28 protein-coding genes are annotated in these 25,179 nt (G+C 62.6%); 15 read left to right on the forward strand and 13 right to left on the reverse strand.

Annotated elements, in window-relative coordinates:
- The first annotated feature begins 10 nt into the window (after positions 1-10).
- Positions 11-913 (forward strand): caspase family protein, encoded by a 903-nt coding sequence (locus KIP88_RS32565; RefSeq protein ID WP_214492247.1) that lies wholly within the window; start codon positions 11-13, stop codon positions 911-913.
- 348 nt (positions 914-1,261) lie between these two features.
- On the opposite strand, the gene KIP88_RS32570 is transcribed toward KIP88_RS32565, so the two are convergent.
- Genes KIP88_RS32570 through KIP88_RS32580 form a run of 3 tightly spaced genes read right to left on the reverse strand, consistent with a single transcriptional unit; the run spans position 1,262 to position 4,080 of the window.
- Positions 1,262-2,242, reverse strand: a complete 981-nt coding sequence (locus tag KIP88_RS32570; RefSeq protein ID WP_214492248.1) for a PDR/VanB family oxidoreductase — start codon at positions 2,240-2,242, stop codon at positions 1,262-1,264.
- Positions 2,243-2,251: 9 nt separating this feature from the next.
- The gene (locus KIP88_RS32575) at positions 2,252-3,004 is read right to left on the reverse strand and encodes a GntR family transcriptional regulator (RefSeq protein WP_214492249.1); all 753 of its coding nucleotides are present in this window, start codon (positions 3,002-3,004) and stop codon (positions 2,252-2,254) included.
- Positions 3,005-3,030: 26 nt separating this feature from the next.
- Positions 3,031-4,080: an aromatic ring-hydroxylating dioxygenase subunit alpha gene (locus tag KIP88_RS32580; protein WP_214492250.1), complete on the reverse strand. Its 1,050-nt coding sequence runs from the start codon at positions 4,078-4,080 to the stop codon at positions 3,031-3,033.
- 292 nt (positions 4,081-4,372) lie between these two features.
- Between KIP88_RS32580 and KIP88_RS32585 the strand changes: the two genes are divergently transcribed.
- Positions 4,373-5,416 carry a tripartite tricarboxylate transporter substrate binding protein gene (locus KIP88_RS32585; protein ID WP_249791178.1) on the forward strand — a complete coding sequence of 348 codons (1,044 nt, stop codon included), beginning with the start codon at positions 4,373-4,375 and terminating at the stop codon, positions 5,414-5,416.
- 19 nt (positions 5,417-5,435) lie between these two features.
- Positions 5,436-6,452 carry a methyltransferase gene (locus tag KIP88_RS32590; RefSeq protein WP_214492251.1) on the forward strand — a complete coding sequence of 339 codons (1,017 nt, stop codon included), beginning with the start codon at positions 5,436-5,438 and terminating at the stop codon, positions 6,450-6,452.
- A gap of 44 nt (positions 6,453-6,496) precedes the next feature.
- Here the strand turns inward: KIP88_RS32590 and KIP88_RS32595 are convergent, their stop codons facing one another.
- The 3 genes from KIP88_RS32595 to KIP88_RS32605 all read right to left on the reverse strand — a co-directional run bounded on the left by KIP88_RS32595 (position 6,497) and on the right by KIP88_RS32605 (position 9,267).
- Positions 6,497-7,999 (reverse strand): NAD(P)/FAD-dependent oxidoreductase, encoded by a 1,503-nt coding sequence (locus KIP88_RS32595; RefSeq protein ID WP_214492252.1) that lies wholly within the window; start codon positions 7,997-7,999, stop codon positions 6,497-6,499.
- A gap of 83 nt (positions 8,000-8,082) precedes the next feature.
- A complete protein-coding gene (locus KIP88_RS32600) occupies positions 8,083-8,925 on the reverse strand; it encodes a MoxR family ATPase (RefSeq protein ID WP_214492253.1) in 843 nt (280 codons plus the stop codon).
- A 99-nt stretch (positions 8,926-9,024) separates the two neighbouring features.
- A complete protein-coding gene (locus KIP88_RS32605) occupies positions 9,025-9,267 on the reverse strand; it encodes a GlsB/YeaQ/YmgE family stress response membrane protein (RefSeq protein ID WP_214492254.1) in 243 nt (80 codons plus the stop codon).
- Positions 9,268-9,409: 142 nt separating this feature from the next.
- Here KIP88_RS32605 and KIP88_RS32610 point away from each other — a divergent pair, with 142 nt between their 5' ends.
- The 3 genes from KIP88_RS32610 (at position 9,410) to sseA (ending at position 12,142) form a co-directional block, all read left to right on the forward strand.
- Complete coding sequence (locus tag KIP88_RS32610) at positions 9,410-10,585, forward strand: VWA domain-containing protein (protein ID WP_214492255.1); 1,176 nt, start codon at positions 9,410-9,412, stop codon at positions 10,583-10,585.
- A gap of 167 nt (positions 10,586-10,752) precedes the next feature.
- Complete coding sequence (locus KIP88_RS32615) at positions 10,753-11,166, forward strand: rhodanese-like domain-containing protein (RefSeq protein ID WP_214492256.1); 414 nt, start codon at positions 10,753-10,755, stop codon at positions 11,164-11,166.
- A 121-nt stretch (positions 11,167-11,287) separates the two neighbouring features.
- Entirely contained in the window at positions 11,288-12,142 is an 855-nt protein-coding gene (sseA, locus tag KIP88_RS32620; RefSeq protein WP_214492257.1) for a 3-mercaptopyruvate sulfurtransferase, read from the forward strand.
- 15 nt (positions 12,143-12,157) lie between these two features.
- Here sseA and KIP88_RS32625 read toward each other — a convergent pair whose 3' ends face one another.
- On the reverse strand, positions 12,158-12,946 hold the full coding sequence (locus KIP88_RS32625) for a hypothetical protein (RefSeq protein ID WP_214492258.1): 789 nt from the start codon (positions 12,944-12,946) through the stop codon (positions 12,158-12,160).
- A gap of 334 nt (positions 12,947-13,280) precedes the next feature.
- Between KIP88_RS32625 and KIP88_RS32630 the strand changes: the two genes are divergently transcribed.
- A complete protein-coding gene (locus tag KIP88_RS32630; protein WP_214492259.1) occupies positions 13,281-14,633 on the forward strand; it encodes a L,D-transpeptidase in 1,353 nt (450 codons plus the stop codon).
- 219 nt (positions 14,634-14,852) lie between these two features.
- Positions 14,853-15,815, forward strand: a complete 963-nt coding sequence (locus tag KIP88_RS32635; protein WP_214492260.1) for an NAD(P)-dependent oxidoreductase — start codon at positions 14,853-14,855, stop codon at positions 15,813-15,815.
- A 6-nt stretch (positions 15,816-15,821) separates the two neighbouring features.
- Here the strand turns inward: KIP88_RS32635 and KIP88_RS32640 are convergent, their stop codons facing one another.
- Both KIP88_RS32640 and KIP88_RS32645 read right to left on the reverse strand, forming a co-directional pair.
- The gene (locus KIP88_RS32640) at positions 15,822-16,781 is read right to left on the reverse strand and encodes a D-2-hydroxyacid dehydrogenase family protein (RefSeq protein ID WP_214492261.1); all 960 of its coding nucleotides are present in this window, start codon (positions 16,779-16,781) and stop codon (positions 15,822-15,824) included.
- A gap of 126 nt (positions 16,782-16,907) precedes the next feature.
- Entirely contained in the window at positions 16,908-17,102 is a 195-nt protein-coding gene (locus KIP88_RS32645) for a hypothetical protein (protein ID WP_214492262.1), read from the reverse strand.
- 252 nt (positions 17,103-17,354) lie between these two features.
- On the opposite strand from KIP88_RS32645, the gene ettA reads away from it, so the two are divergent.
- The 4 genes from ettA to KIP88_RS32665 all read left to right on the forward strand — a co-directional run bounded on the left by ettA (position 17,355) and on the right by KIP88_RS32665 (position 21,589).
- Positions 17,355-19,004, forward strand: a complete 1,650-nt coding sequence (ettA, locus tag KIP88_RS32650) for an energy-dependent translational throttle protein EttA (protein ID WP_214492263.1) — start codon at positions 17,355-17,357, stop codon at positions 19,002-19,004.
- Between the two features lie 129 nt (positions 19,005-19,133).
- The gene (locus tag KIP88_RS32655; protein ID WP_214492264.1) at positions 19,134-19,724 is read left to right on the forward strand and encodes a TIGR00645 family protein; all 591 of its coding nucleotides are present in this window, start codon (positions 19,134-19,136) and stop codon (positions 19,722-19,724) included.
- A 31-nt stretch (positions 19,725-19,755) separates the two neighbouring features.
- Positions 19,756-20,991 (forward strand): lytic murein transglycosylase, encoded by a 1,236-nt coding sequence (locus tag KIP88_RS32660; protein ID WP_214492265.1) that lies wholly within the window; start codon positions 19,756-19,758, stop codon positions 20,989-20,991.
- A 250-nt stretch (positions 20,992-21,241) separates the two neighbouring features.
- A complete protein-coding gene (locus KIP88_RS32665) occupies positions 21,242-21,589 on the forward strand; it encodes a hypothetical protein (protein WP_214492266.1) in 348 nt (115 codons plus the stop codon).
- 198 nt (positions 21,590-21,787) lie between these two features.
- Here the strand turns inward: KIP88_RS32665 and KIP88_RS32670 are convergent, their stop codons facing one another.
- Positions 21,788-22,060 (reverse strand): hypothetical protein, encoded by a 273-nt coding sequence (locus tag KIP88_RS32670; RefSeq protein ID WP_057853001.1) that lies wholly within the window; start codon positions 22,058-22,060, stop codon positions 21,788-21,790.
- 231 nt (positions 22,061-22,291) lie between these two features.
- Entirely contained in the window at positions 22,292-22,615 is a 324-nt protein-coding gene (locus KIP88_RS32675) for a hypothetical protein (RefSeq protein WP_214492267.1), read from the reverse strand.
- A 183-nt stretch (positions 22,616-22,798) separates the two neighbouring features.
- On the opposite strand from KIP88_RS32675, the gene KIP88_RS32680 reads away from it, so the two are divergent.
- The 3 genes from KIP88_RS32680 (at position 22,799) to bfr (ending at position 24,146) form a co-directional block, all read left to right on the forward strand.
- The gene (locus KIP88_RS32680; protein WP_214492268.1) at positions 22,799-23,062 is read left to right on the forward strand and encodes a hypothetical protein; all 264 of its coding nucleotides are present in this window, start codon (positions 22,799-22,801) and stop codon (positions 23,060-23,062) included.
- A gap of 173 nt (positions 23,063-23,235) precedes the next feature.
- On the forward strand, positions 23,236-23,511 hold the full coding sequence (locus KIP88_RS32685; RefSeq protein WP_214492291.1) for a bacterioferritin-associated ferredoxin: 276 nt from the start codon (positions 23,236-23,238) through the stop codon (positions 23,509-23,511).
- Between the two features lie 149 nt (positions 23,512-23,660).
- Positions 23,661-24,146 carry a bacterioferritin gene (gene bfr, locus KIP88_RS32690; RefSeq protein ID WP_214492269.1) on the forward strand — a complete coding sequence of 162 codons (486 nt, stop codon included), beginning with the start codon at positions 23,661-23,663 and terminating at the stop codon, positions 24,144-24,146.
- A 191-nt stretch (positions 24,147-24,337) separates the two neighbouring features.
- Here the strand turns inward: bfr and KIP88_RS32695 are convergent, their stop codons facing one another.
- Entirely contained in the window at positions 24,338-24,940 is a 603-nt protein-coding gene (locus KIP88_RS32695; protein ID WP_214492270.1) for an MSMEG_1061 family FMN-dependent PPOX-type flavoprotein, read from the reverse strand.
- Positions 24,937-25,164, reverse strand: a complete 228-nt coding sequence (locus tag KIP88_RS32700) for a hypothetical protein (RefSeq protein ID WP_214492292.1) — start codon at positions 25,162-25,164, stop codon at positions 24,937-24,939. The genes KIP88_RS32695 and KIP88_RS32700 overlap by 4 nt, the downstream gene beginning before the upstream one ends.
- Positions 25,165-25,179 lie beyond the last annotated feature (15 nt).

A 25,179-nucleotide genomic window follows, 5' to 3' on the forward strand; every position in this document is an offset into this window, starting at 1 on the left:
GGGGGGTGAAATGAAAGTGACGCGGCTCTACACCGTTCGCCACTTGCTTACCGTTACTTGCGGTCTTACCGGTGTCGCATTGCTCGCGATCGGCGCGAATACAGCGTTGGATCTGCACACGTCGGCAGCCGCAAAGGTGGTGTCTACCCAGGAAAGGGCCAGCGCTCTCCAGCTCGCGCTCATCATCGGCAATGGCAACTATCCGGACGCCGCCGAGCCACTAAACCAACCCATTAACGACGCAAGCGGTCTGGCGTATGCAATGCGCCGCCACGGATTCGATGTCGATGTGGTGATGGACGCCACCAAGTCAGATATGGCCCGCGCGGTCGAGCGGCTAAAGTCCAGGATCAAGCCCGGATCTGTCGTAATGTTGTTCTTCGGCGGCTATGGGGTGCAGTCTCGCCACGAAACCTACATGATCCCGACCGATGCGGTGATTTGGAAGGAAGGTGATGTACGCCACGAGGGTATGTCCGTCGAAACCGTGCTCCACGCAATTAAGGAGCGGGGCGCTCGCGCTTCGCTGGCCGTCCTCGACGCCTCTCGACGCAATCCCTATGAACGCCGTTTCCGTTCCTACTCCCACGGGCTTGCGCCAGTCAACGCGCCCAACAATGCGCTCATCATCTCGTCAAATACGCCTGGCAAGGTCGCCGATGACACGAAGGGCCAGCACAGCGTGCTCGTTACTGAGTTGCTCAACGAGCTCAATGCGCACGTTAGCGCTGAAGGCGTCTTCAACAAGACCCGTGTCGCCGTCTTTCGCGCCTCCAGTGGCGCGCAGATGCCGTCGGTATCCTCCTCGCTTTTGGAGGACGTGCACTTCAGTCCCAGCAATGATCCCGATTTGACGACGGCGTCCATCGCGCCGATTACCACCGGAAACGCTTCGCTCGTGGCGCAGAAGTAAAGCCACCACTTCAGAGAGCGATTGATTTCGCTCAGCTCTCGTCAAGCGGAAACCCGCTGTCTTGCGCCCGGCGTTTCCGGGACGGCAATCGTCTACGCGCCCCATTCGGCCCCGTTCGACGTCTTCGACTGGGTGCTGATTTTTTGGCAGAGCGCTGACGCTGTACCTTTGAAAGTGATCCCTGTTTCCTTAAAGCGTCTAGTCTCGACTTCCGCTATTGGTCCTACTCGGACCACCGTGAGGTCCGCTATTGCGCCGCTCTCAGGGGCACAGCGGACCTCATCCGCGGCCGACTGCGGCGCGAATTTCTGAGTACGCGCCCTTGCGAGAGTGGGCCCGATCCAGGCGCTAGATAGCCTCGGCCCGGTACAGTGTATCGATGGTGACGACACCGATCGCGCGTGACACGCAGGGGCAGATCTTGCGGTTGTCCTGCTTTTGCTGGTCGCTGAAGAACACGTCGCGATGGTCAATCTCGCCCTCGACGGCAACGACGTCGACGGCGCAGACGCCGCATTCGCCGCGCTGGCAGTCCGATATCACCTCGAAGCCGGCGCCGTTCAGTGCGTCGAGCATCGAACTGTTTTGAGGCACGACGAGTTCGGTGTCCGAACCCTTGAGGCGCACGCGGAATTCGGCCGTCGGCTTCAGGCCGCTGGAGCCGAAGGTCTCGTAGCGCAGATCGGCGGGTGCGCGTCCCGCGTCGTTCCAGGCGTGTCGTGCGGCCTCCAGCATCCGCATCGGTCCGCACATGATGGCGATGGCATCGTCAGGCAAGGCGCGGAAGGTGGCGTCGAGGTCGAGCCGCGCGCCTTCGTCAGAGGCGTGCACGATCAAGAGATCGCCGAGCAGCGCCGAGAGCTCGTCGAGGAACGCGGCATCGCCGCGAGATTTGACGGCGTAGTGCAGGGGGGCGTCGATGTTCCGGCGGCGTAAGGCGGCTGCGATACCTGTTATCGGCGTGATCCCGATGCCGCCGGCAATCAGGCAATAGTTCTTCCTCGTCCAGTCGATTTCGAGCAGGGACGCCGGATTTGAAGTCTCGATCCGGGCGCATGCTTGCAGATTCCACATGCCGCGCGAACCGCCGCGGCTGTCCGGCGCCAGCCGCACGGCGATCCGATAGGTGCCGGCATCGCCGTTCTCCACCAGCGAATAGGAGCGTCGCGCAGGCTGTCCGTCGATCAGCACGGTAACGCCGATATGGCTGCCGGCCGGGTAGGGCGGCACGCGGCCGTTCTCGGGGCGCAGTCTGAATTCGCGGATCGTGGGCGTCACGTCGAGGATGGATTCGACGGTGCACCAGCTCCATTGCTCGGCAAAACGCATGGGCGTTTCCTATTCGGCTGACGATTTGAGCAAGGCGAGCGCAGGCATCAGTTCGAGATGCGTGCGGTTTCGGATCGCCAGCCGCAAGTTGCGCGCGGCAAGGCGCGAATGCTCGCGCATCACGGCTTCGGCCCGCGCGCCCTCGCGGTTCTCGATGGCGTCGACCACGATGCGGTGATGATCCTGCCCGACCAGCAGGATCTGGTGCGCCTCGGGCAACGCCGACTGCGCCATCACGAAGGCGCTGGGGGAGGCGAACGGCAGCGCGGAGACGCGATCGATTTCCCGGATCAGCGGCGCGCTGGCGGATAGTTCATTGAGCAGCGCATGGAAGCGCGCGTTCATCGTCACATATGCGGAAAAGGCTTCGACCGAAATCGGATCCTGCCGGACCAGTTGGTCGAGATCGCCAAGGCACTCCTTGAGCGGCTCGAGGCTGCGCGCGCTGACGCCGCGCTCGGCCGCGAAGCGGGCCGCGAGGCCTTCCAGCGTGCCGCGCAGTTCGATCGAATCCAGAATGTCGCGCTCGGTAAACGCCTTCACCATGAAGCCGCCGGAAGGAATCGCCTGCAGCAGGCCTTCGTCCTCCAGCCGCACCAGCGCCAGCCGCACCGGCGTCCGGGAGACGCCGGTGATGTCCACCGCCTGCAGCTCGGAGATGCGTTCGCTCGGGCGCAGCCGCCCGGAAAGGATCATGTCGCGCAGCGCGAGTTGCGCACGCACGGTCTGCGAGACGGAGCGCTCGGCGTCGCGTTCGCTCATGTTCTTACTCCGCTTCGCTCATGGCTTCACTCCGCGGCCTGAACCGTCCGCGGCGCGGCTTCGCGCGCGACCATGCGGTCGATCACGCGCCGCGCCCACATCGCGCCGGCGTCGATGTTGAGGTTGTAGAAGGTGCGGTCCGGATTCTCGTTCATGGCGCGCTGCTGCGCTTCGAGGATGATTTCATCCTCGTGGAAGATGCCGGCAACGCCCTCGCGGATTTCGGTGGTCAGCTTTTGCTCGGTGGTCCGGTAATTGCGGACGAAGGCCCAGAAATAGTGGCACGTCGTCTCGGTCTCCGGCGTCATGGTGTTGAGCACAAAACCATTGACGCCCTGCGAGCGGTCGCCCTCCGGCGCACCGGTGCCGGCGGGCGCCACGCCGACGTCGATATTGACGGTGCCGGGCGCCTGGAAATTTATGATCTGCCAGCGGTCGACCGGCCCCGGCTTCTGCAACTGCGCCGCCCAGAACGGCGGGGCGTCGATGCCGTGCATCCAGCGCGTCACGGTCACGGTCTTGTCGCCATGGGTGACGTCGAACGGGGCTTCGGCGACGTGGTCATTGCCGATGCTGGAGCCATGCACGAAAGCCTCGTGGGTCAGGTCCATCAGATTGTCGACCACGAGGCGGTAGTCGCACTTCACATGAATGGTCTTGCCGTCGCCGGCCCAGGCCGGATCGTCGTTCCAGTGCATGTCGGGCACCAGCGCAGGGTCAGCCAGCGCCGGATCGCCCATCCACAGCCAGATGTAACGATGCCGTTCGACCACCGGATAGGAACGCACGCAGGCGGACGGATTGATGGTGTCCTGCGAGGGCATGTAGGTGCAGCGGCCCTGCGCGTTGAATTTCAGGCCGTGATAGCCGCAGACGACGGTGTCGCCATCGAGCCGTCCCTTGGACAGCGGCACCAGCCGGTGCCAGCAGGCGTCCTCCAGCGCGCACACCCGCCCGTCGGACTGGCGGTACATCACGACATGCTTGCCGCAGATCGTGCGCGGAAACAGCGCGTGCTTGATATCGACATCCCAGGCGGCGGCGTACCAGGCATTGAGCGGAAATGAGGACGGCATGGCTGCACTCCCTTGATGAGTGCAGTATGTATACATCCATCGCTCTGTTATGGCAAATATAGCGAAATAAAAGTATTAAAATACCATTTAAGTATACCAACGCTTTGTGAACTAGCTCATGTCGTTGGACCAGGTTTGTCGTCATCTTGATCGTAGGCCGAGCGGGGCTTCCGCGGGGCGGCAGGCCTGCACGCGTCATCGAAGCAAATGGCCGCTGCGCTCGCTTGAGCAACGGTCGACGAAAGCTACAGCGTCGATCCAAGCCCGTGACCAATGGGAGGCAACCGTGACGATGTTCCCGCAGATGTCTCGTCGTTCAGCCTGGACCGCTGATCGCTCGGCTCCCGGAAAGTCTGCCTGCCGCAACGCGCGGCGGCTGCGCGCGTTCGCGGGCCTTGCGGCTTTGGTCGTGGCTCTTGTCGCGCCCATGTCCGCAAGCGCGGATTGGCCCGAGAGGCAGGTCAAGATGATCGTGACGTTTCCGCCCGGAAGCGCCAACGATGCGGCAGCCCGGATTTTCGCCGACGCGCTTGGCAAGAAATGGGGCAAGCCCGTCGTCGTGGAGGATCGGCCCGGCGCCGAGGGCACGATCGGCGTCGGTTCGTTCGTCGCAAACCAGGATGATCATACGCTGTTGTATACCGTGGCCGGCTCGATCACCGTCGCGCCGATGCTGGTCGAGAAGCTGCCATACGACGTCAACCGCGATCTGGTGCCGATTTCCGCCACGACGGCGATCGTTTTGATGCTTACGGTCAGCAACCAGCTATCCGTCAACAGCATCCCGGAGCTGATTGAGGCGTTGCGGGCGAGCCCCGGCAAATATGCCTGGACTTCGGGCCCGACCTTGCCGCGCTTTGTATTTTCGGCATTCCTGAAGCAACACGATCTGAAGATGAACTTCGTCAGTTATCGCGATGCCTCCCAGCCCCAGGCTGACCTGGGTGAAGGCCGCATCCAGGCGCTTCTGACCTCATTGACCGCGTCATCCTCGCCCGTTCAAGCCGGAAAGGCGCGCTTTCTCGCCGTCGTCAACCCGACCCGCGCCGCCACGCTGCCCGACGTCAAGACCGCGCGCGAGCTTGGATATCCCGAACTTGAAATCGAGGGGCTGGCGGGCATCTTCGGCAGCAAGATCATGCCGGAGGCCGTGCGAAACCGAATTGCCGACGACGTTGCCGCCATCTGTCGCGATACCGATGTTCGCAGCAAACTGGAGGCAGGCGGGCACATTGTGTTGAGCGGCACGACCGAGGAATTGAAATCGGGGATCGAAAAGCAGCGATCAGCGATGAACGAACTGGCCAAGATAATCGATATCCGGAATCCGCAGTAATGCGGCGATAGGAGGCACGATGGCATCTCAAGTATCGGCCCTCAAGCTTTTCGATCTCATACAGTCGCATCGTGTGACCGCGGTGATCTACGTGGCGGCCAGACTCGGGCTCGCCGAGCTGTTGAGCTACGGTCCGCAGACGCCTGGCAAGCTCGCAAAGGCGACCGGCGCGGATGAACGGTCGCTTCGACGTCTGCTCACCGCGCTCTCCACAATCGGCATATGTTCGCGAACCGGCGAAGACAGCTATGCGTTGACGGAAGTGGGCGCCTGTCTCGACAGCGCCGCCGACCAATCACTCAAGGGCTGGGCCATCTTTGAAGCCGAAATGCTTTCAAAATCCTGGAGCGGAATGCTTGAATCCGTGATGACAGGCAAGACCGCTGCGGAATTGCAGGGCCTTGCCAACAGTTTCGATCTGATGGGTCGAGCACCTGAAATCGTCGACAAATTCAACGTTGCGATGACCGAACTCACGCGACTTGTCACGCCGGATATCCTTCGCTCCTACGATTTCAGCGGGATATCGCACCTGATGGACGTCGGCGGCGGGTCCGGCGAATTGCTCGGCGCCATCGCGCAGCAAAACCAAAAGCTGCGCGGCACTGTTTTCGACCTTCCGAGATGTGCGGAGGCCGCGAGCAAGCATCTGAGGCAGATCGGTGTCGATGACCGCGTGGAATTCGTCGCCGGCGATTTCTTCAAATCCGTTCCGGCGGTCGCTGATGCGATCATTCTCAAGAGCATAATCCATGATTGGAATGATGCGCGAAGCATCTCGATCCTGGGCAATTGTCATCAGTCGCTGCCGGGTGGCGGCAAGTTGCTGTTGGTCGAACGGCTGATGCCTGAGACGCCTGATATGACCAACGATGACAAGGCGCATGCAATGAGCGACCTGAACATGATGCGCGGGCCCGGCGGCAGCGAGCGCACCAAGGGGCAGTATCGCGAATTGCTCGAGCAAAGCGGCTTTGCGCTGGCTGCGGTTCATCCGGCCGGCCGCTTCAACGTGATCGAGGCGCGTCCCGCCTAGGGAATGCCGGGTGAGGGGATCTCTCCGTCACCCGGCATCACACCTCAGCCGTAGACGAACGCCTTGTCCTTGAGATCGATCGCCGGAAATTCGTCCTTCTCGGCCCAGTAATCCTGATTGTGCTGCCATTCCGGCTTTTCGCCACGCTTCGGCAGCAGGTGCATGCCGCGCATCATGTAGCCGGGATTGAAGTTTTCGGGATCGATCCAGGGCAGCAGCGGCATGTTGTGGTCTTCGGGACGCAACTGCGTCGTCACCTTTTTAGCGCCGGTCTCTTTCATATGATTGAGCAGCCGGCAGACGAAGTCGGCGACGAGATCGACGCGCAGCGTCCAGCTCGCGCGGAAATAGCCGAACACCCAGACGAGATTCGGCACGCCGGTGAACATCATGCCGCGATAGGTGACGGTATCGGCGAAGTCGAGCGGCTTGCCGTCGACGGCAAACTCGATGTCGCCATTGGCGCAGAGGTTGAAGCCGGTCGCGGTGACGATGATGTCGGCTTCGAGCTCCTTGCCGGATTTCAGCAAAATGCCTTTCTCGGTGAAGCGGTCGATCTCGTCGGTGACGACGGAGGCCTTGCCGGACTTGATGCCCTGGAACAGGTCTCCATCAGGGATGAAGGCGATGCGCTGCCGCCATGGCCGATATTTTGGCGTGAAGTGAGTCGCGATGTCGTAATCCTTGCCGAGATAGGCTTCGACCGCCGACAGCAGATCCTTCTTGGCCGCTTCCGGCTCTTCAAAGGTCTTGCGGGTGAAGGTGTCCTGGTCGAACAGGATCTTTCGCCGGGTGATCTCGTGGATCCATTTTTCATCCACCTGCAACTGGCGCAGCTGCTCGGCGATTTCGATCGCGTTGCGCCCGGTGCGGAAATAGGTCGGCGAGCGCTGCAGCATGGTGACATGCGCGCAGTCGTTGGCCAGCGCCGGGATCAGCGTTGCCGCCGTCGCACCCGAGCCGATCACGATGACGCGCTTGTTCCTGTAGTCGAGATCCTCGGGCCATTTCTGCGGATGGACGATTCCGCCCTTGAATTTGGCCATGTCCTTCCACTCCGGCGTATAGCCCTCGGTGTGGCGGTAATAGCCCTGGCACATCCAGAAGAAATTGGTGGTGAAGCGAAGCTGTTCGCCGGTGTCCGTGCGCGTGGCTTCGATGGTCCAGAGGTTTTCCTCGCTGGACCATTTCGCCGAGGTGATGGTGTGCTGATAGCGGATGTGAGGCGCGAGATCGTTCTCCTCGATCACGTCGCCCATGTATTTCAGGATTTCCTGAGCGCTCGCGATCGGCGCTGTCGTCCACGGCTTGAAGCGGTAGCCGAAGGTGTGCAGGTCGCTGTCGGAGCGGATGCCGGGATAGCGATGGGTGGTCCAGGTGCCGCCGAACGTCTTCTGGGCTTCCAGCGCGACGAAGCTCGTTCCCGGGCATTGCGTGGTGAGGTGATAGGCGGCACCGACGCCCGAAATGCCGGCGCCGGCGATGACGACGTCGAAATGCTCGGTGGTACGGGGCGAAGTCTGGTCGATCTGGGCCTGAACGTTCATCTTCCCTGTTCTTTTTTCGTTTGTTGTGTTCTGAAAGCGAAACGCCAGAACCCGGGGTTCTGGCGCCGTAGATCGTCAGCGAATTACACTTCGCGTCGGCTGAGGAAGGCCAGCCGCTCGAACAGGTGCACGTCCTGTTCGTTCTTGAGCAGCGCGCCGTGCAGCGGCGGGATCAGCTTGCGCGGATCGCGCTCCCGGAGCATTTCCGGCGTGATGTCCTCGTTGAGCAAGAGCTTGAGCCAGTCGAGCAGCTCCGAGGTCGAGGGCTTCTTCTTCAGGCCCGGCACTTCCCGCACCTCGAAGAAGATGCGCAAGGCTTCTTCCACCAGGCGCTTCTTGATGCCGGGGAAGTGGACGTCGACGATCCGGCCCATGGTGTCGGCGTCGGGGAACTTGATGTAGTGGAAGAAGCAGCGGCGCAGGAACGCGTCCGGCAGTTCCTTTTCGTTGTTGGAGGTGATCATCACGATCGGGCGCAGGCTCGCCTTGATGTTCTCGCCGGTCTCGTAGACGAAGAACTCCATGCGATCGAGTTCGAGCAGCAAGTCGTTGGGGAATTCGATGTCGGCCTTGTCGATCTCGTCGATCAGCAGCACCGGGCGCTTGTCGTGGGTGAAGGCTTCCCACAATTTGCCGCGCTTGATGTAGTTGGAGATGTCGGAAACCCTGCTGTCGCCGAGCTGGCTGTCGCGCAGGCGCGACACCGCGTCGTATTCGTACAGGCCCTGCTGCGCCTTGGTGGTCGACTTGATGTGCCAGGTCAGGAGCGGCGCGCCGAGCGCTTTGGAGACTTCCTCGGCCAGCACCGTCTTGCCGGTGCCGGGCTCGCCCTTGATCAGCAGCGGGCGCTCGAGCACGATCGAGGCGTTGACGGCGACCTTGAGGTCGTCGGTGGCGACATAGTCCTTGGTGCCGGTAAATTTCATCTATCCGTTTGCCTTGTTGTTTGTTCTAGAGCCGCTCGCGGCCCGAACAGTAAACGACCGCCGGTCCGGCGGTCGCGATTGGAGTTGAGGCGCTTGTCCTCAGCGTCTGATCAGCGACAGGATCACCAGGATGATCACCGCGCCGATGGTGGCGTTAATGATATCGCGGACCCAGGTGCCGCCGAGGCTGACGCCGAGTTGCGGCAATAGCCAGCTCGCCAGCAACGCGCCGATGATGCCGACCACGATATTGCCGATCAGCCCGAAGCCTGCACCGCGCACGATCAGTCCGGCAAGCCAGCCTGCGATACCGCCAATGATCAGTGCCGCTATGATGCCCATTGAAATTTCCCCTGCCGGAATAAACCCTTTACACCTCAATTGTAATTGAAAAAGCCTCCCGGTCTAGGCCTGACAGCTATGCGCCAGCCCTTGACGTGCGCTGGCCCTTGACGTGTGCCGTCCGCCGGGCAATCTGTATCCCATGTTCCTGCAATTCTTCACATCGCTGCGCGACGCGCAGGTCCCGGTGACCCTGCGCGAATATCTGACGCTGATGGAGGCGCTCGACGCCGACCTCGCCGATCAGACGGTCGAGAACTTCTACTATCTTTCGCGCGCCGCGCTGGTGAAGGACGAGCGCAACCTCGACAAGTTCGACCGCGTCTTCGGCACCGTGTTCAAGGGGCTGGAAAGCTTGCTGGACGCCATGGAGAAGGCGGATATTCCCGCCGAATGGCTGAAGAAGCTCGCGGAAAAATACCTCACCGAGGAAGAGAAGAAACAGATCGAGGCGATGGGCTGGGACAAGCTCATGGAGACGCTTCGTCAGCGCCTGAAGGAACAGCAGGGCCGCCATCAGGGCGGCAACAAGTGGATCGGCACCGCCGGCACCTCGCCGTTCGGCGCCCATGGCTACAATCCCGAGGGCGTGCGGATCGGGCAGGAAAAGAACCGCAACAACCGCGCCGTGAAGGTGTGGGACAAGCGCGAGTTCAGGGATCTCGACGGCAATGTCGAGCTCGGCATCCGCAACATCAAGATCGCGCTGCGCCGCCTGCGCAAATTCGCCCGCACTGGTGCGCCCGACGAGCTCGACCTCGACACCACGATCAAGGAAACCGCCAACCACGGTTATCTCGACGTGCATATGCGGCCCGAGCGCCGCAACGCGGTCAAGGTGCTGGTGTTCTTCGATATCGGTGGTTCGATGGATTCGCACATCGAGCAGGTCGAAGAGCTGTTCTCGGCGGCGAAGTCCGAATTCAAGCACATGGAGTATTTCTACTTCCACAACTGCCTGTATGAAGGCGTGTGGAAGCAGAACAAGCGCCGCTTCACCGACCGTACGCCGACCTGGGACGTGCTGCACAAATACCCGCACGACTACAAGGTGGTGTTTGTCGGCGACGCCTCGATGAGCCCTTACGAGATCATGGTGCCCGGCGGCTCGGTCGAGCATGTCAACGAGGAGGCCGGCTCGGTCTGGCTGGAGCGCATCACGCGCACCTATCCGCATTCGGTGTGGCTCAATCCGGTGGCGCAGAAGCACTGGGACTATTCGGAATCCACCACCATCATCCGCCGGCTGTTTTCGGAGCGCATGTACCCGATCACGATCGAAGGCCTCGAAGGCGCGATGAAGGAACTGGTGCGGTAGGGACAGTCATTCCGGGGCACGCGTAGCGCGAACCCGGAATCCAGAGGTTGCCTCACTCGCTCGAGATTCTCAGGTGCGCTATTGCGCACCAAAGTTCGATGCTTTCGCATGGCCCCGGAATGACGGGAAAAAAGACGGACGTCGACAGAACAAGAAAGGCGCAATCAATGCCCCAGACCATTCACCGCGGTATCAAATCCCTGATCGACGAGGCCAACGCTGAAATCGAGACCGTCAGCGCCGCTGACGCCATCAAGGCCGCGCAAGACCCGGGCGTCGTGATTGTCGATATCCGCGACCCGCGCGAGATCGAACGCGAGGGCAAGATCCCCGGCGCCTTCTCCTGCACCCGTGGCATGCTGGAATTCTGGATCGATCCGCAAAGCCCCTACGCCAAGCCGATCTTCCAGGAAGACAAGAAGTTCATCTTCCACTGCGCCGGCGGACTTCGTTCGGCGCTCGCGGCCAAGACCGCGCAGGACATGGGCCTGAAACCGGTCGCCCATATGGGCGGCGGCTTCGCCGCCTGGCGCGACGCCGGCGGCCCGGTCGAGAAGTGGGAGCCGAAGAAGAAGGCTTAAGTTTTTCCCGCGTCATTCCGGGGCACGCAAAGCGTGAACCCGGAATCTTGAGATTCTCAGATGCGCAATTGCGCATCATAGTTCGCTTCGCGCCCCGGAATGACAGCAAGGATTCTGCACCATGTCCACCACCAATGACCCGCTCGTCTCCACCGAATGGCTCGCCGCGCACCTGAACGATCCGAACGTCAAGGTGATCGACGCCTCGTTCAAGATGCCGGGCGTGCTGCCGCTGCCGAAGGACGATTATCTCGCGTCGCATATTCCCGGCGCTGTGTTCTTCGACGTCGACGCGGTGTCCGATCATTCCAACCCGCTGCCGCACATGTTTCCTTCTGCCGAACAATTCGGCCGCGACGTCGCCGGGCTCGGGATCGACAATGACGACACCGTTGTGGTCTATGATTCCGGCGGCTGGGTCGCCGCGCCCCGGGTGTGGTGGATGTTCCTGTCGTTCGGGAAGGACGTGCGCGTGCTCAATGGCGGCCTGAAGAAGTGGGTCGCGGAAGGCCGCAAGGTCGAGAAGGGTGAGGTGACGCCGAAGCCGGCGACATTCAAAGCGACGTTCGATGCGCGGCGCACGCGCAGCATGCAGCAGCTGGTCGCCAATCTCGTAAGCCGGGCCGAGCAGGTGATCGATGCGCGCGCCAACGAGCGCTATCAGGGCAAGGTGGCCGAGCCGCGGCCGGGCCTTCGCTCCGGCCATATCCCCGGCAGTCTCAGCTTGCCCTACAACAATCTGTTCGACGCTGCGACCGGTACGATGAAATCAACAGACGAATTGCGGGCGGCATTCTCAGGCGCGGGCGTCAAGCTCGATGCGCCCATCGTGACGAGTTGCGGCTCCGGCGTCAGCGCCGCCGTGCTGACGCTTGCGCTCTATCGCCTCGGCGTCGAGAACCCGGCGCTGTATGACGGCTCGTGGACCGAGTGGGGTGCCGCCGACGGCCCGCCGGTGGCGACCGGCCCGGCCTGATCTTAAGCTGAGAAGCTACCTCGTCGCCGGAAACGGCGGGAAGAACGGATTGGGTTGCTGCTGCTGCAGGGTCAGCGTTGCCTCGCGCGCGAGGCGCGCGCGCCGTGCTGCAGCAATCCGCCGCCGTTCCCGGGCCCGCTCTGCGGCCTGCTTCCTGAGGGCGTTGCGGTCCGGCTTCGCGTCTGTCGTCTTTCCCGCAATCTTCTCGTCGACGATGACGGCAGGACCGCCGAGCGTCGCGATCCGGGCTGCGGCGATGTTGGCTTCGGGTGACGAGGGATCTGCGGTCGACTCCGGCGCAGACGGAGTGACAGCCGCAGGTTCCGGCATTGCCGCGATGGCGGCGAGCTTCATTTCTGTATTGGAAACGGGTGCTTCGACTTCGGCCGCGGAGGCCGGAGCGGCCGGTGTCTCGGCGATAGCCTCCTTCGTCGGTGCATCCGGTTTCGCCGCTTCGACCTGCACCGGCTCGGCCGGCTTCAACGCCAGTTTCTCAGGCTCAGCCGGACTGGCGTCCGGAATCTGTCCGGCCGGGGCCGGAACCTCCGAGGCTGCTTCAGGAACGGCGGCCGGGACATTTTCCGCCGGCTTCTCCGCGACCGGCGGATCGATGCGCAGCAGCGCCAGCGTCGGCGGCGGGTCGTACTGGCGGGCAAACATCGGCTCGGGCGCCAGCCGTCGCGAGGGAAGGTTGGCAAATTCCTCATGCGCGGCGCGCAACAAAGCGGCGGCGCCAAGCCCAAAAATCAGGATCGACATCGAGAGGATGATGGCAGTGAACAAGAAACGAAAGCCGGGAAGCATGGACTCGAGTTCCGCCCTCCTTGATCTCTGGAGGGTCATTGATGCCAAGGGAACGCGGTGACCACTGTCTGGCCGGTTCGCGAGGCGCGCGAATCAGTCCGATTTGAGAGTATCTCAACGCCGGTTAGCTTTTTGTTACAAAAATCTGCGGTTCGAAGTCGCTCGCCACCTACAATGGCGATTTCCGGCGCTCTGCGGCATCTTTGCCGCAGCTTCGCTGCGATCACAAATGACCGATATGGGCCGAATTTCGGGGATTTGTCTTGAATGTGCCGCTATCTTCCGTCATCTGCCGTTAACGGTCCGGTGGGGCTTGGGGTCTATAAAAAAGGCGATGATGAACAACCGCATTCTGACGATTTGTGCCGCCATTGCCGCTGCCCTGGCGGGAACTTCGCTCGCCCATGCGCAACAGGGCTATCCCGCCCAAGGCCAAGCCTATTCGACCGCTCCAGGACCGTATGTGCAAGGCGGTTATGCGGTTGATGAACGCCGCCGCCCCGGTGAACCCGATTTCGACGCACTGGACGACGATGACGATGCGCCGAACGGTCAGAACTCGGCCGCGCTGCCGCCGCCCGGCCCGTTGATGTCGCCCAGTGATCCCCGCTATGGCCGTCCGGCCGGTGCCCCCGTTTATTCGGACCGTGGCGCGCCGACGCCCACGGGTCCGATCCTTTCTCCCGACGATCCGCGCTATGGCCGCCCGGCCGGCGCTCCGGTTTACTCGGACCGTAGCGCGCCGACGCCCACGGGCCCGGTCATGTCACCCGACGATCCGCGTTACGGCCGCCCGGCGGGTCCGCCAGCGGTGATCTATGCGGACCGCCCGCCCGGTCAGCAGCAGCAACCAGCCTACTCGGATCGCGGCGACAGCCGCATTCCCGGCGCCAGCATCGTCTATCCGAACGACGACCGCGCTGGCCTGCGCCCGCCGGGCGCGATCGGCGCTGCCACCGGCGCCACCGGCGCACTGCCGCAACCGCAGCAACCCGCCGTCGGCGCCGACGGCAGGCCGGTACAGCTCGCCGCGCTGCCACCGGAAGAGCAGCCGGAAGTGGGCCCTGCGCAGCTTCCGCCGCACCTGCGCCGCCAGGAAGTGTCCTTTGCGACCAAGGAGCCCGCCGGCACCATCGTCGTCGATACCGCTAACACCCACCTCTATTACGTGCTCGGTGGCGGACGCGCGGTCCGCTACGGCGTTCGCGTCGGCCGCGACGGCTTCACCTGGAATGGCGTGCAGAAGATCAGCCGCAAGGCCGAGTGGCCGGACTGGCATCCGCCGACCGAGATGATCGAGCGTCAGCCCTATCTGCCGCGCTTCATGGCCGGCGGTCCCGGCAATCCGCTTGGCGCGCGCGCCATGTATCTGGGTTCGACCATCTATCGCATTCACGGCACCAACCAGCCTTCGACGATCGGCAAGTTCGTCTCCTCGGGCTGCATCGGCATGCTGAACGAGGACGTCTCGGACCTGTTCGAGCGCGCCAAGGTCGGCACCCGCGTGGTGGTGATGCCCGGCGGCGCGCCGCCCGCCAACACCGCAAGCGCGTCGGCCGCCCCGCCGCCCGGTGGTCCCGCCGCCGCAGCAGGGCCTGCACCGGCTTCACAGGCCCAATTGGCGCCTGTTCCCGGAGCGCAGCAAACCGTCGTGCCGCCGCTGCCTGCACCGGTCACGGTTCGCTAGGCGGATCGTTGCCAGAAAAGCATTTGAGGCGCGCCGAGAGCGCGCCTTTTTTGTTGCCGATAAGGTCTGCATCATCGACCGTCCGGGTGGTCATCGACCCCGACCTGATCTGGGTTCCGCCGCTCGCACAGTTTTCCGCCGCCGCCACATTCGCACGCTTGATTTCACATTCGCATCGACTACCTGCCGGGCGGTCGCAACGAATATGAGGATCACGCCATGCGAATTCTTGTTGCGGGTGCCACTGGCGCCATCGGTCTTGAGCTCGTTCCGCAGCTGATTGCAGCCGGTCATACCGTTGTCGGCACGACGCGAACGACGGCGAAGGCCGAAATCATCAAGCGGATGGGCGCGGAACCTGCGATCGCCGATGGGCTCGACGCGCCGGCCATTCGCGCCGCCGTGATCGCGGCGAAGCCCGATGTCATCATCGATCAGATGACCGATCTCGCCGCGGTGACGGATCTCCGGCATTTCGATCGCGCCTTCGCCGTCACCAACCGGTTGCGCACCGAAGGAACCGATTTCCTGTTGGCCGCCGCACGCGAAGCCGGCGTGAAGCTCTTCATCGCCCAGAGCTTCTGCGGCTGGACTTACGGCCGCGGCGGCGAAGAGATCAAGACGGAGGCCGACGCGCTGGATCCCGATCCGCCGGAGGAGCTGCGCCGCACGCTGCAAGCGATCCAGCATCTGGAGAACACCGTCACCGGCTCGGCAAATCCTGAAGGGATCGTCTTGCGATACGGATCATTCTATGGCCCGGACACCGGAATGCTCTCGCGCGCGATGATCGATCAATTGCGCCGCCGCCGCGTGCCGCTGATCGGCGGCGGTGGCGGACGGTGGTCGTTCATCCACGTCGATGATGCGGCTGCCGCCACCGTTGCAGCCGTCGAGCGCGGCATATCAGGCAATATCTACAACATCGTCGACGATGAACCGGCCGAAGTCAGCGAATGGCTGCCCGCCCTTGCCGCCATGGTCGGCGCCAGGCCGCCGATTCGCGTGCCGGCCTGGCTTGGTCGGTTGTTCGCCGGCGAGCACCTGGTTTCGATGATGACCGAGGTACGGGCAGGCTCCAACGCCAAGGCCAGGCAGGAGCTGGGCTGGCGGCCGGCGCATCCGTCGTGGCGCCAGGGCTTTGCGGAGATCGCAAACCGGGCCACACAACATGCCGCCTGAGGTCGCCTACGCCAGCCGCTGCTTCGGCTCGCCCTTGAACCAGGCGTCGATGCCTTCGACCATCTGCTGATAGTGGGTTCGAAAACTGTCCTCGGTGACGTAGCCGAGATGCGGCGTCAGCACGATATTGTCGAGCTTGCGGAAGGGGTGGTCGACCGGCAGCGGCTCGACCGCGAACACGTCGATGCCGGCGCCGGCGATCTTCTTTTGCGTCAGCGCATCCAGCAGCGCGCCTTCGTCGACGATCGGTCCGCGCGCGGTGTTGACGAGGTAGGCGGTCGGCTTCATCCGCGCCAGCACGGCGGCGCCGACCAGCCCGCGCGAGCGCTGGCTCAGCACCACATGGATGGTGACGATGTCGGCGGTCGAGAACAGCTCTTCCTTGCTCACGTAGCTGACGCCGACTTCCTTGCACTTCTCAGCCGTCAGGTTCGGGCTCCAGGCGATCACGTTCATGCCGAAGGCCTGCGCCAGCCTTGACACCTTGGTGCCGAGCTTGCCGAGGCCGATTACCCCCAGCGTGCGGCCCTCGATCTCCATGCCGACGAATTTCTGCAAGGGCTCGCCGGCATGCATGCGGGCGTTCTCGCGGCCGATATTGCGGGTCAGTTCCAGGATCAGGCCCATGGTCAGCGGCGCGGTCGGGTCGCGGCCCCATTGGGTGCCGCACAGCGTCACCTTGTGGTCCTTGGCGGCCTCCATATCGATGGCGGCATTGCGCATGCCCGAGGTGATCAGGAGCTTCAGGTTGGGCAGGCCTGCGAACATGGTGCGCGGGAACGGGGTGCGTTCGCGCATCGCGCAGATGATCTCGAAATCCTTCAGGGCGCTGGCCGCCGTTTCCGCGTTCGCAAACGGCTGGTTGAACACCGTGACGTCGATGCGGTCGGAGACTTTGGACCAGTCGGCGACCGAGAGCGCCACATTGAGATAGTCGTCGAGAATTGCACAGCGCAGCCGCGTCATGGGGAAGGTCCGTTGGTGGCGAGGATGACGGCGGGATGGCCGTCAGGGGAGGTCGCCATGGTTGCGCGCAATCAGAGATGGCGCAAGCGGACTTAAATGCAGGGCAGGCTCAAATAACCGGATAGCTCAGTTCGAATGGCCGGGATGCTTGGCGTGCCAGGCCGGGCCCGGGCCGCGCATATAGTGCAGTTCCGGCCGATAGGTGCTGAATGCCTTGGCGATGAACTGGCGCAAGAAGGCGCGGAGTTCTGCCAGCGGTTTTGCCAGTCCGGCGTGGCTGTTCGCCGGGGCGTGAAGGGATGCCGAGCTGATCGTGGCCATGACGCGGGCCCTTTGTTCTCGCTAGCGGCGGCTGGCCGCGTGAAACGCCTTTCGGGCGTCGAGAACGACTTTTCGCCTGATTTATTAAAAGAAGGTTTCAATTGTCTGGATCTCGGCCCACATGGTGACCAACCCGTATTCATCCGTGGTGAACGGATGGAAAACGGGTTCCCGTGGTTGCCCTTTGGCGGCCGCGCCGCTACATCAGCGGCAGCAAATCTCCGTAAAATCCAACCATTTCCAGGGATCGCGATGGCTCGCCAGTTCGTCTATTTCATGCAGGGTTTGACCAAGAGCTACCCGACCCGGAAGGTGCTCGATAACGTCCATCTCTCGTTCTACCCCGACGCCAAGATCGGCGTGCTCGGCGTCAACGGCTCCGGCAAATCGACGCTGCTCAAGATCATGGCCGGCCTCGACAAGGAGTATAACGGCGAGGCCTGGGTCGCCGAGGGCGCCCGCGTCGGTTATCTCGAGCAGGAGCCACACCTCGATCCTGCGCTCAACGTCCGCGAAAACGTCATGCTGGGCGTCGCCAAGCAGAAGGCGATTCTCGATCGCTACAACGAACTGGCGATGAACTACTCGGAAGAGACCGCCGACGAGATGACCAAGCTGCAGGACGAGATCGAGGCCGCAGGGCTCTGGGATCTCGACAGCAAGGTCGACCAGGCGATGGACGCGCTGCGCTGCCCGCCCGACGATGCCGATGTGACGAAGCTGTCGGGCGGCGAGCGCCGCCGCGTCGCGCTCTGCAAGCTGCTGCTCGACCAGCCGGAACTCCTGCTGCTGGACGAGCCGACCAACCATCTCGACGCCGAGTCGGTGTCGTGGCTGGAAGGCCATTTGCGCAATTATCCCGGCGCGATCCTGATCGTGACCCACGACCGCTACTTCCTCGACAATGTCACGGGGTGGATCCTCGAACTCGATCGCGGCAAGGGCATACCCTACGAGGGCAATTACTCGTCCTGGCTGGTGCAGAAGCAGAAGCGCCTCGAGCAGGAGGGCCGCGAGGATGCTGCGCACCAGAAGACGCTGGCCCGCGAGCAGGAGTGGATCGCGTCCTCGCCGAAAGCGCGCCAGGCCAAGTCCAAGGCGCGCTATCAGCGCTATGAAGATCTGTTGAAACAGGCGAGCGAGAAGCAGACCACGACCGCGCAGATCACGATTCCCGTGGCCGAGCGCCTGGGCCAGAACGTCGTTGATTTCGAAGGGCTCAGCAAGAGCTTCGGCGATCGCGTGCTGATCGACGATCTCACCTTCAAGCTGCCGCCGGGCGGCATTGTCGGCGTGATCGGCGCCAACGGCGCCGGCAAGACCACACTGTTCCGGATGATCACCGGGCAGGAGAAGCCGGACCAGGGCACCATCACCGTCGGCGAGAGCGTGCACCTCGGCTACGTCGATCAGTCGCGCGACGATCTCGACGGCAAGAAGAACGTTTGGGAAGAGATTTCCGGCGGCAACGAATTGATCCTGCTCGGCAAGCGCGAGGTCAATTCGCGCGGCTATTGCTCGTCGTTCAACTTCAAGGGCGCCGACCAGCAGAAGAAGGTCGGCGCGCTGTCAGGCGGCGAGCGCAACCGCGTGCATCTGGCCAAGATGCTCAAGTCCGGCGCCAACGTGCTGCTGCTCGACGAACCGACCAACGACCTCGACGTCGATACGCTGCGCGCGCTGGAAGAGGCGCTGGAGGATTTCGCCGGCTGCGCCGTCATCATCAGCCATGATCGCTGGTTCCTCGACCGCATCGCCACCCACATCCTGTCCTTCGAAGGCGACAGCCATGTCGAATGGTTCGAAGGCAACTTCCAGGACTATGAAAAGGACAAGATGCGCCGGCTCGGGCAGGACAGCATCATTCCGCATCGCGTGAAGTACAAGAAGCTGACGCGGTGAGCGAATAGCGGCGTTTGCGTGATCGCCGCAGCGCCAGTGCTGCGGCCAGTTGTCGCTTCACACGGCAGTGACAGTGCGTAGATATAGGTCTCCTTCCGCAATTCGAATCCCTGCAGCGAGCCATTCCTGATGTCCCTTACTCCCGAAACACCCTTGCCGCCCAAATCCCAGAGGAAGGCATTGCGTCCGGTCCCGATGCTGATCTTCAGCTCCCGCTGGCTGCAATTGCCGCTCTATCTTGGCTTGATCGTCGCGCAGGGCGTCTATGTGGTGCTGTTTCTGAAGGAGTTGTGGCATCTGTTCGCCCACGCCTTCGATTTCAGCGAGCAGCAGATCATGCTCGCGGTATTGGGCCTGATCGACGTGGTGATGATTTCCAACCTTCTGGTGATGGTCATCGTCGGCGGCTACGAGACGTTCGTCTCCCGTCTCAATCTGGAAGGACATCCCGATCAGCCGGAATGGCTCAGCCACGTCAACGCCAGCGTGCTCAAGATCAAGCTCGCGATGGCCATCATCGGCATCTCCTCGATCCATCTGCTGCGCACTTTCATCGAGGCCGGCGGACTGGCGTCGGGAAAGTCCTCTTATACCGAGACCGGCGTGATGTGGCAGACCATCATCCACACGGTGTTCATTCTGTCGGCGATCGGCATTGCCTATGTCGACAAGCTGTCGAATAGTTCCGCCGATCATGCCAAAGAGGCTGTCTCGCATTGATGGGCGACGTGTCGATCGATAGGATTCCGGTTTGCGACAGAGGCTGATAGCCGCGGTTCTGATACTGGCAGCGGTGACGCCGGGCGCGGTGCGCCCGGTTCACGCCGCCGACGCCGGCTTCACCCAGTTCATCGCTTCGCTGTGGCCGGAAGCGCAGGCGGCCGGCGTGTCGCGCGCGACGTTCGATGCCGAGACGAAGGGGCTCGAGCCCGATTACAAATTGCCCGATCTGCTGCTGCCAGGCCGGCCCGCCACCGGCGCGCCGTCACAGGCCGAGTTCGTGCAGGTGCCGGCCGATTACGTGAAGGAAGCTTCCATCGCGCGGCTGGCGGCGGAGGGGCAGAAGCTGATGCAGAAGCATCGCGCGGCGCTCACCGAGATCGAAAAGCGTTTCGGCGTTCCTTCAAGCGTCGTGCTCGCGATCTGGGGCCGCGAGACGGACTACGGCCGCTACCGGCTGCCCTATGACACGCTGCGCGTGGTTGCGACGCAGGCCTATGTCGGCCGGCGCAAGGACCAGTACCGCGGCGAATTCATCCTGGCGCTGAAGCTTCTCGGCGAGGGCGCGGTGGCGCGCAGGGATTTTCGCTCGTCCTGGGCCGGCGCGACCGGTCTCACGCAATTCCTGCCATCCGAGTATTACAAGCACGGCGTCGATCTGGACGGCGATGGCAAGGTCGACATCTGGAATTCAGTTCCGGATGCGCTGGCAGCGGCCGCGCAGCAGCTCGTCAACAAGGGCTGGCAGCCCGGCGTGCGCTGGGCCTACGAGGTGAAGGCGCCCGCCAATGTCGATTGTACCATGGGCGTGCCTGAGGTGACGAAGCCGATCGCCGAATGGCTGCGCGCCGGCTTCGTGCCGGTGCGCGGGCAAAAGCTCAGCGCGCCGGAGCAGGCGCAGCCGGCCTCACTGTTGCAGGTGGAAGGCATCTACGGCCCGGCGTTCCTGACCACGAAGAACTACTTCGTCATCAAGGAATACAATTTCTCGGATTTGTATGTGCTGTTCGTCGGCCATCTCGCCGACCGCATGACGAGCCCGCTGCCGTTTGCCACGCCGTGGTCGGCCTCGACGCAGTTGCGCTCCGCGGATGTCGAAGCCATGCAGCGTCATTTGACGCGCATCGGCCTCTACAAGGACAAGCTCGACGGCAAGGCGGGCATGCAGACCCGCGCGGCGCTCGGGGCGTATCAGAAATCCGCTGGCCTGAAGGTCGATTGCTGGCCGAGTGAAGCGGTGCTGCGCTCCATGAGCGCGGGGCGCTAGCGCTGTTTCCCCTCATGGTGAGGGAGGTGCGCAGCTCTTTTCGTAGCCCGGATGAGCCAACGGGTCGCGCGAATGCGCGCCCGATGACAGGCTCCGCGAAATCCGGGGGCGGTGTCAGCCAATAGGAATATCCGTTGGTTTTGTTACCACTGTCCCCGGGGTCGCTTCGCTCGCCCGGGCTACAAGGATAGCGCGCGTCATTCGGTACGGGTATCTTTGACGAACAGGGCCGACCGAATTCGAGGTTTCAATGACCGCTGGGAGCGCGTTCCTCGTCGATTTCTATCAGCAACTCCGCCGGTCGTGGTCGATCGAGACCAGCAGCCACTGGCAGCGTGACAACCCGGCATCCGGCCAGTGCGGCGTGACGGCACTCGTCGTTCATGACGAATTTGGTGGCGAGATCCTGAAGACCGACGTCAACGGCGCCTGGCATTTCTACAATCGGATCGACGGAAGGCGCGTCGACTTCACGATGAGTCAATTCGACAGCCCCATTGGTTACGACGATATCCCGAGCAACCGGGACGAGGCGCTTGGCGACTGTTCTAAACAGCAATACGAGTTGCTGAAGAGCAGGGTGACAGGCGTTGTTTGACGCCGAAGGACTTCGGCAGCCATCGTAGCCCGGATGAGCGTCAGCGACATCCGGGGCCGGTGCCAGCGTCATCCCGGATATCGCTGACGCTCATCCGGGCTACAGGATTTATGCCGGGCTACGTCGCGGCAAAGAAAAAGCCCGGCCGAGATATCGGCCGGGCTTTGATCAAGGCGCGGGTCGCGCCAGTCGATCAGATCAGTTGCAGACCTCGACGCGGCGATAGCGCCAGTCATAGCCGTCCCAGAAGCGCTCACGAACCATGCGGCACGCCGGGTAGGGCGCTTCTTCCACGTACACCGGGCCGCCATAGGCCGGGCGGCTGGAGGCGATTGCGCCACCGATGATCGCGCCGCCGAGCAAGCCGGCCGCCACGCCTGCGGCAACGCCACGCTGTGCGCTTGCGGGGGTCGAGGCAAGCGAACCGGCAATCGTTGCGACCGCGACCAAGGCAGCAAATGTCTTCTTCATGTCCTGGGCTCTCCTGGGGTGGCGCCTTCGAGCGCCGGGTTTAGGGATGACTCACACGCTGTTTCGAACTGCCGCTTTCGCTAAAAAAGCGCACATGGGTCAATCGAAAGTAAACGTTCCCAAAGCGTGGCCGAAAAAAACGGTCTTTTTCGGGCCGGAAATCACCCGAATCCCGGAAGGCGGCGCCATTCCGGGATGTCGGGCGCTAATTTAATGAAGATGAACGACCTGCTAGTCGCAGACCCTGACGTTGCGGACGCGCCAGCCGTAACCGTCCCAGAACCGCTGCCGCTGCCAGATGCAGGCTTCCCCGTAGCCGGGATCGACAACATAGGCCGGGCCGCCATAGCCGGGCGCATAGTAGCCGGGGCTGTAACCCGGGCCGTAATAATAACCGTTCTGCGAAGCAATCGCGCCGCCGACAATGGCGCCGCCGATCAATCCAGCCGCGACGCCTGCGGCAACGCCACGCTGCGCATGGGCGGGAGCGGGAATTGCCACGGCGGAAACGGTCAGCGCGGCGGCAGCACCGAGCGCCATCAATGTCTTCTTCATGGCCTCACCTTTCTCGTGGGAAGCAGGGAACGTTAGGTCCGTCACAGCGGAAAGTTCCACATTTCGCTTGAATGATCAATCAACGGCCCTGCGGGCTGCGGTGACGAAAATGCGAGCGCTGGGCCTGACGGTGCAAAGATACCAAAGCTCCGTGCCTCGCCCTGGCAATGAAGGACACAAATGATGAGCGGAATGGCGGCATTCATGGTGGCGGTCGGCGGTACGTCGCTGATCTGCTACCTCTTGATGAACAGGGCGCAAGACCGAAAGGCACGGCGCGAGAGCGCGGGTGACGGCGCTTGTTCCGGCATTGGCGGCAGCGACAGCTCCAGCTCAAATGGCTGGAACCTGTTTTCCTGGAGCGGCAGCGAAAGCTCTTCGTCCCATGATTCCGCTTCGTGCAGCGACAGCGGAGGGGGCGGCGGTGGTGGCGGTGGCGGCGATTGATGCCGAAAACACTGGAAAATCAGCACGGGTTTACCGCAACACCGCTGTTTAGATTCATTCCAGTATTTCTCCCGCATCAGTTTGGAATTGCTTGAAAATGCGGCTTTTCCTTTTGCATCTCGTCGTCCTCTTAAATATCGATGAGTGGCATCACCAAGGGTTTTAGCGGTTTCATGATTGTCTGTTCCTGCAACGTCCTGAGCGACCACGATGTCCGTAGTGCCGTGAGTGCAGCTTCGGACCTGCCGCGAAATGCGAAACAGATTTACGGTTGCCTCGGCTGCAGCGCCGAATGCGGCCGGTGCGCGCGCACCATCAAGACCATCATCGACGAAGCACTCGGCGCCTGTGCCAAGGAATGCTGCTCCGGCTGCCCGCACAGCCGCCACGCTGCCAACGACGAGCCCGCGCAGGAAGCCGCCCCGGCCTTCGCCCTCGCGGCCTGCTGAAAACCCCTTAAAGTCCACTGATTTACGCCGTTCTCACCGCTTTTTTCGCGGAACAGTTGCTCTCGGCTCCAAACTGATTTAGAAACGTTTTTAGAAGCGTTCTAAATTTAGGGTCAGGCCGTGTTTGGCCTGAAAAATCGGAGTGGACCATGCAGGGCGATCCCAAAGTCATCGATTATCTCAACAAGGGCCTGCGCAGCGAGCTCACCGCGATCAACCAGTACTGGCTGCATTACCGGCTCCTGAACAATTGGGGCCTTTTGGAAATGGCCAAGGTCTGGCGCAAGGAATCCATCGAGGAGATGGAGCACGCCGACAAGTTCACCGACCGGATTCTGTTCCTCGACGGCTTTCCCAACTTGCAGGTACTCGATCCCTTGCGCATCGGCCAGAACGTCAGGGAAATCATCGAATGCGATCTGGCCTCCGAGATATCAGCGCGCGCGCTCTACCAGGAAGCCGCAACCCACTGCCACAGCGTCAAGGACTACGTCTCACGCGACCTGTTCGAGCAGTTGATGAAGGACGAGGAACATCACATCGACTTCCTCGAAACCCAGCTCGATTTGATCCAGCGCATCGGGCTTGAGCTCTACACGCAAAAGCATGTCGGCGGGCTGGAGAACGGGGACTGAGCTCTTACCCTCCCCTGGAGGGGGAGGGTCGACGCGCGTGCAACGCGCGGCGGGGTGGGGTGACGGCCTCTCCACATCCAACAGTGCCCAAGTTGAGAGATCACCCCACCCCGTCTCGCATTCCCCTTCGCTCCATGCGAGCCGACCCTCCCCCTCCCAGGGGAGGGTGATTCCGCTGAAACAATCTTCCCCTACAACTGCGTCTTATACCGCTCGTAAATCACCTCCTGGCTTTCGCGCTCGCCAAGCCCGGTCTGGTCGTGGATCACTTCGCCGATGCTCGGCATCACCGAGCGCTCGACCCGTTCACCCGCCCACAGCTTTGAGCGCATCAGCGCCTTGCCGCAGTGGAAATATACTTCCCTGACCTCGATGCGCAGCACCGCGCGCGGCGGCTTGCCGAACTCCACCATCGACGTCATCAGCTCCGGGTCGACAGATACTTTGCCCTTGCCGCCGACGCGCAGCGTCTCGTCGATGCCGGGTACGAAGAAGATGAGCTGCACGAAGCCTGATCCCTCGACGATGTTGCGAAAACTGTCGATGCGGTTGTTGCCCGAGCGATCCGGCATCAGAAGCAGGTTCGGTCCCGCAACATGGATGAAGCCGGGATTGCCGCCGCGCGGCGATGCGTCGACGCTGCCGTCCGAGCCTGAGGTGGCCAGCACGCAGAACGGCGACATGCCGATGAACTTCTTCGCATGGACGTCGATCTCCGGCCGCGCTTTTGCGATCACGCGCGGCGAGGGCGCAGGGTAGGTCGTGGCGAGGTCGTCGGCGGAAAAATCGGTCACGGGCGGCTCCGTTCAGTTTCGGCCAGATTATCATCCTGCGGCACGGGCGTCATCTTGAGAGAATCTACCCAATAGGCGCCTACGCGAACGTCGTAGGTGGTGCGATGCCCGTCCGACTCATCGCAGCACGGCACGCCGTTCGGCGCGATCACGCTCTTGAACCAGGCGCGGATATCCGGCGGCACATGGCCGAACTGGCCTTTGATGCGTTGCGAAATCAGCATTTCCGGCTGTAGCCG

Origin of the sequence: Bradyrhizobium sp. SRL28, assembly GCF_018596315.1 — a bacterium.
Lineage (GTDB): Bacteria > Pseudomonadota > Alphaproteobacteria > Rhizobiales > Xanthobacteraceae > Bradyrhizobium.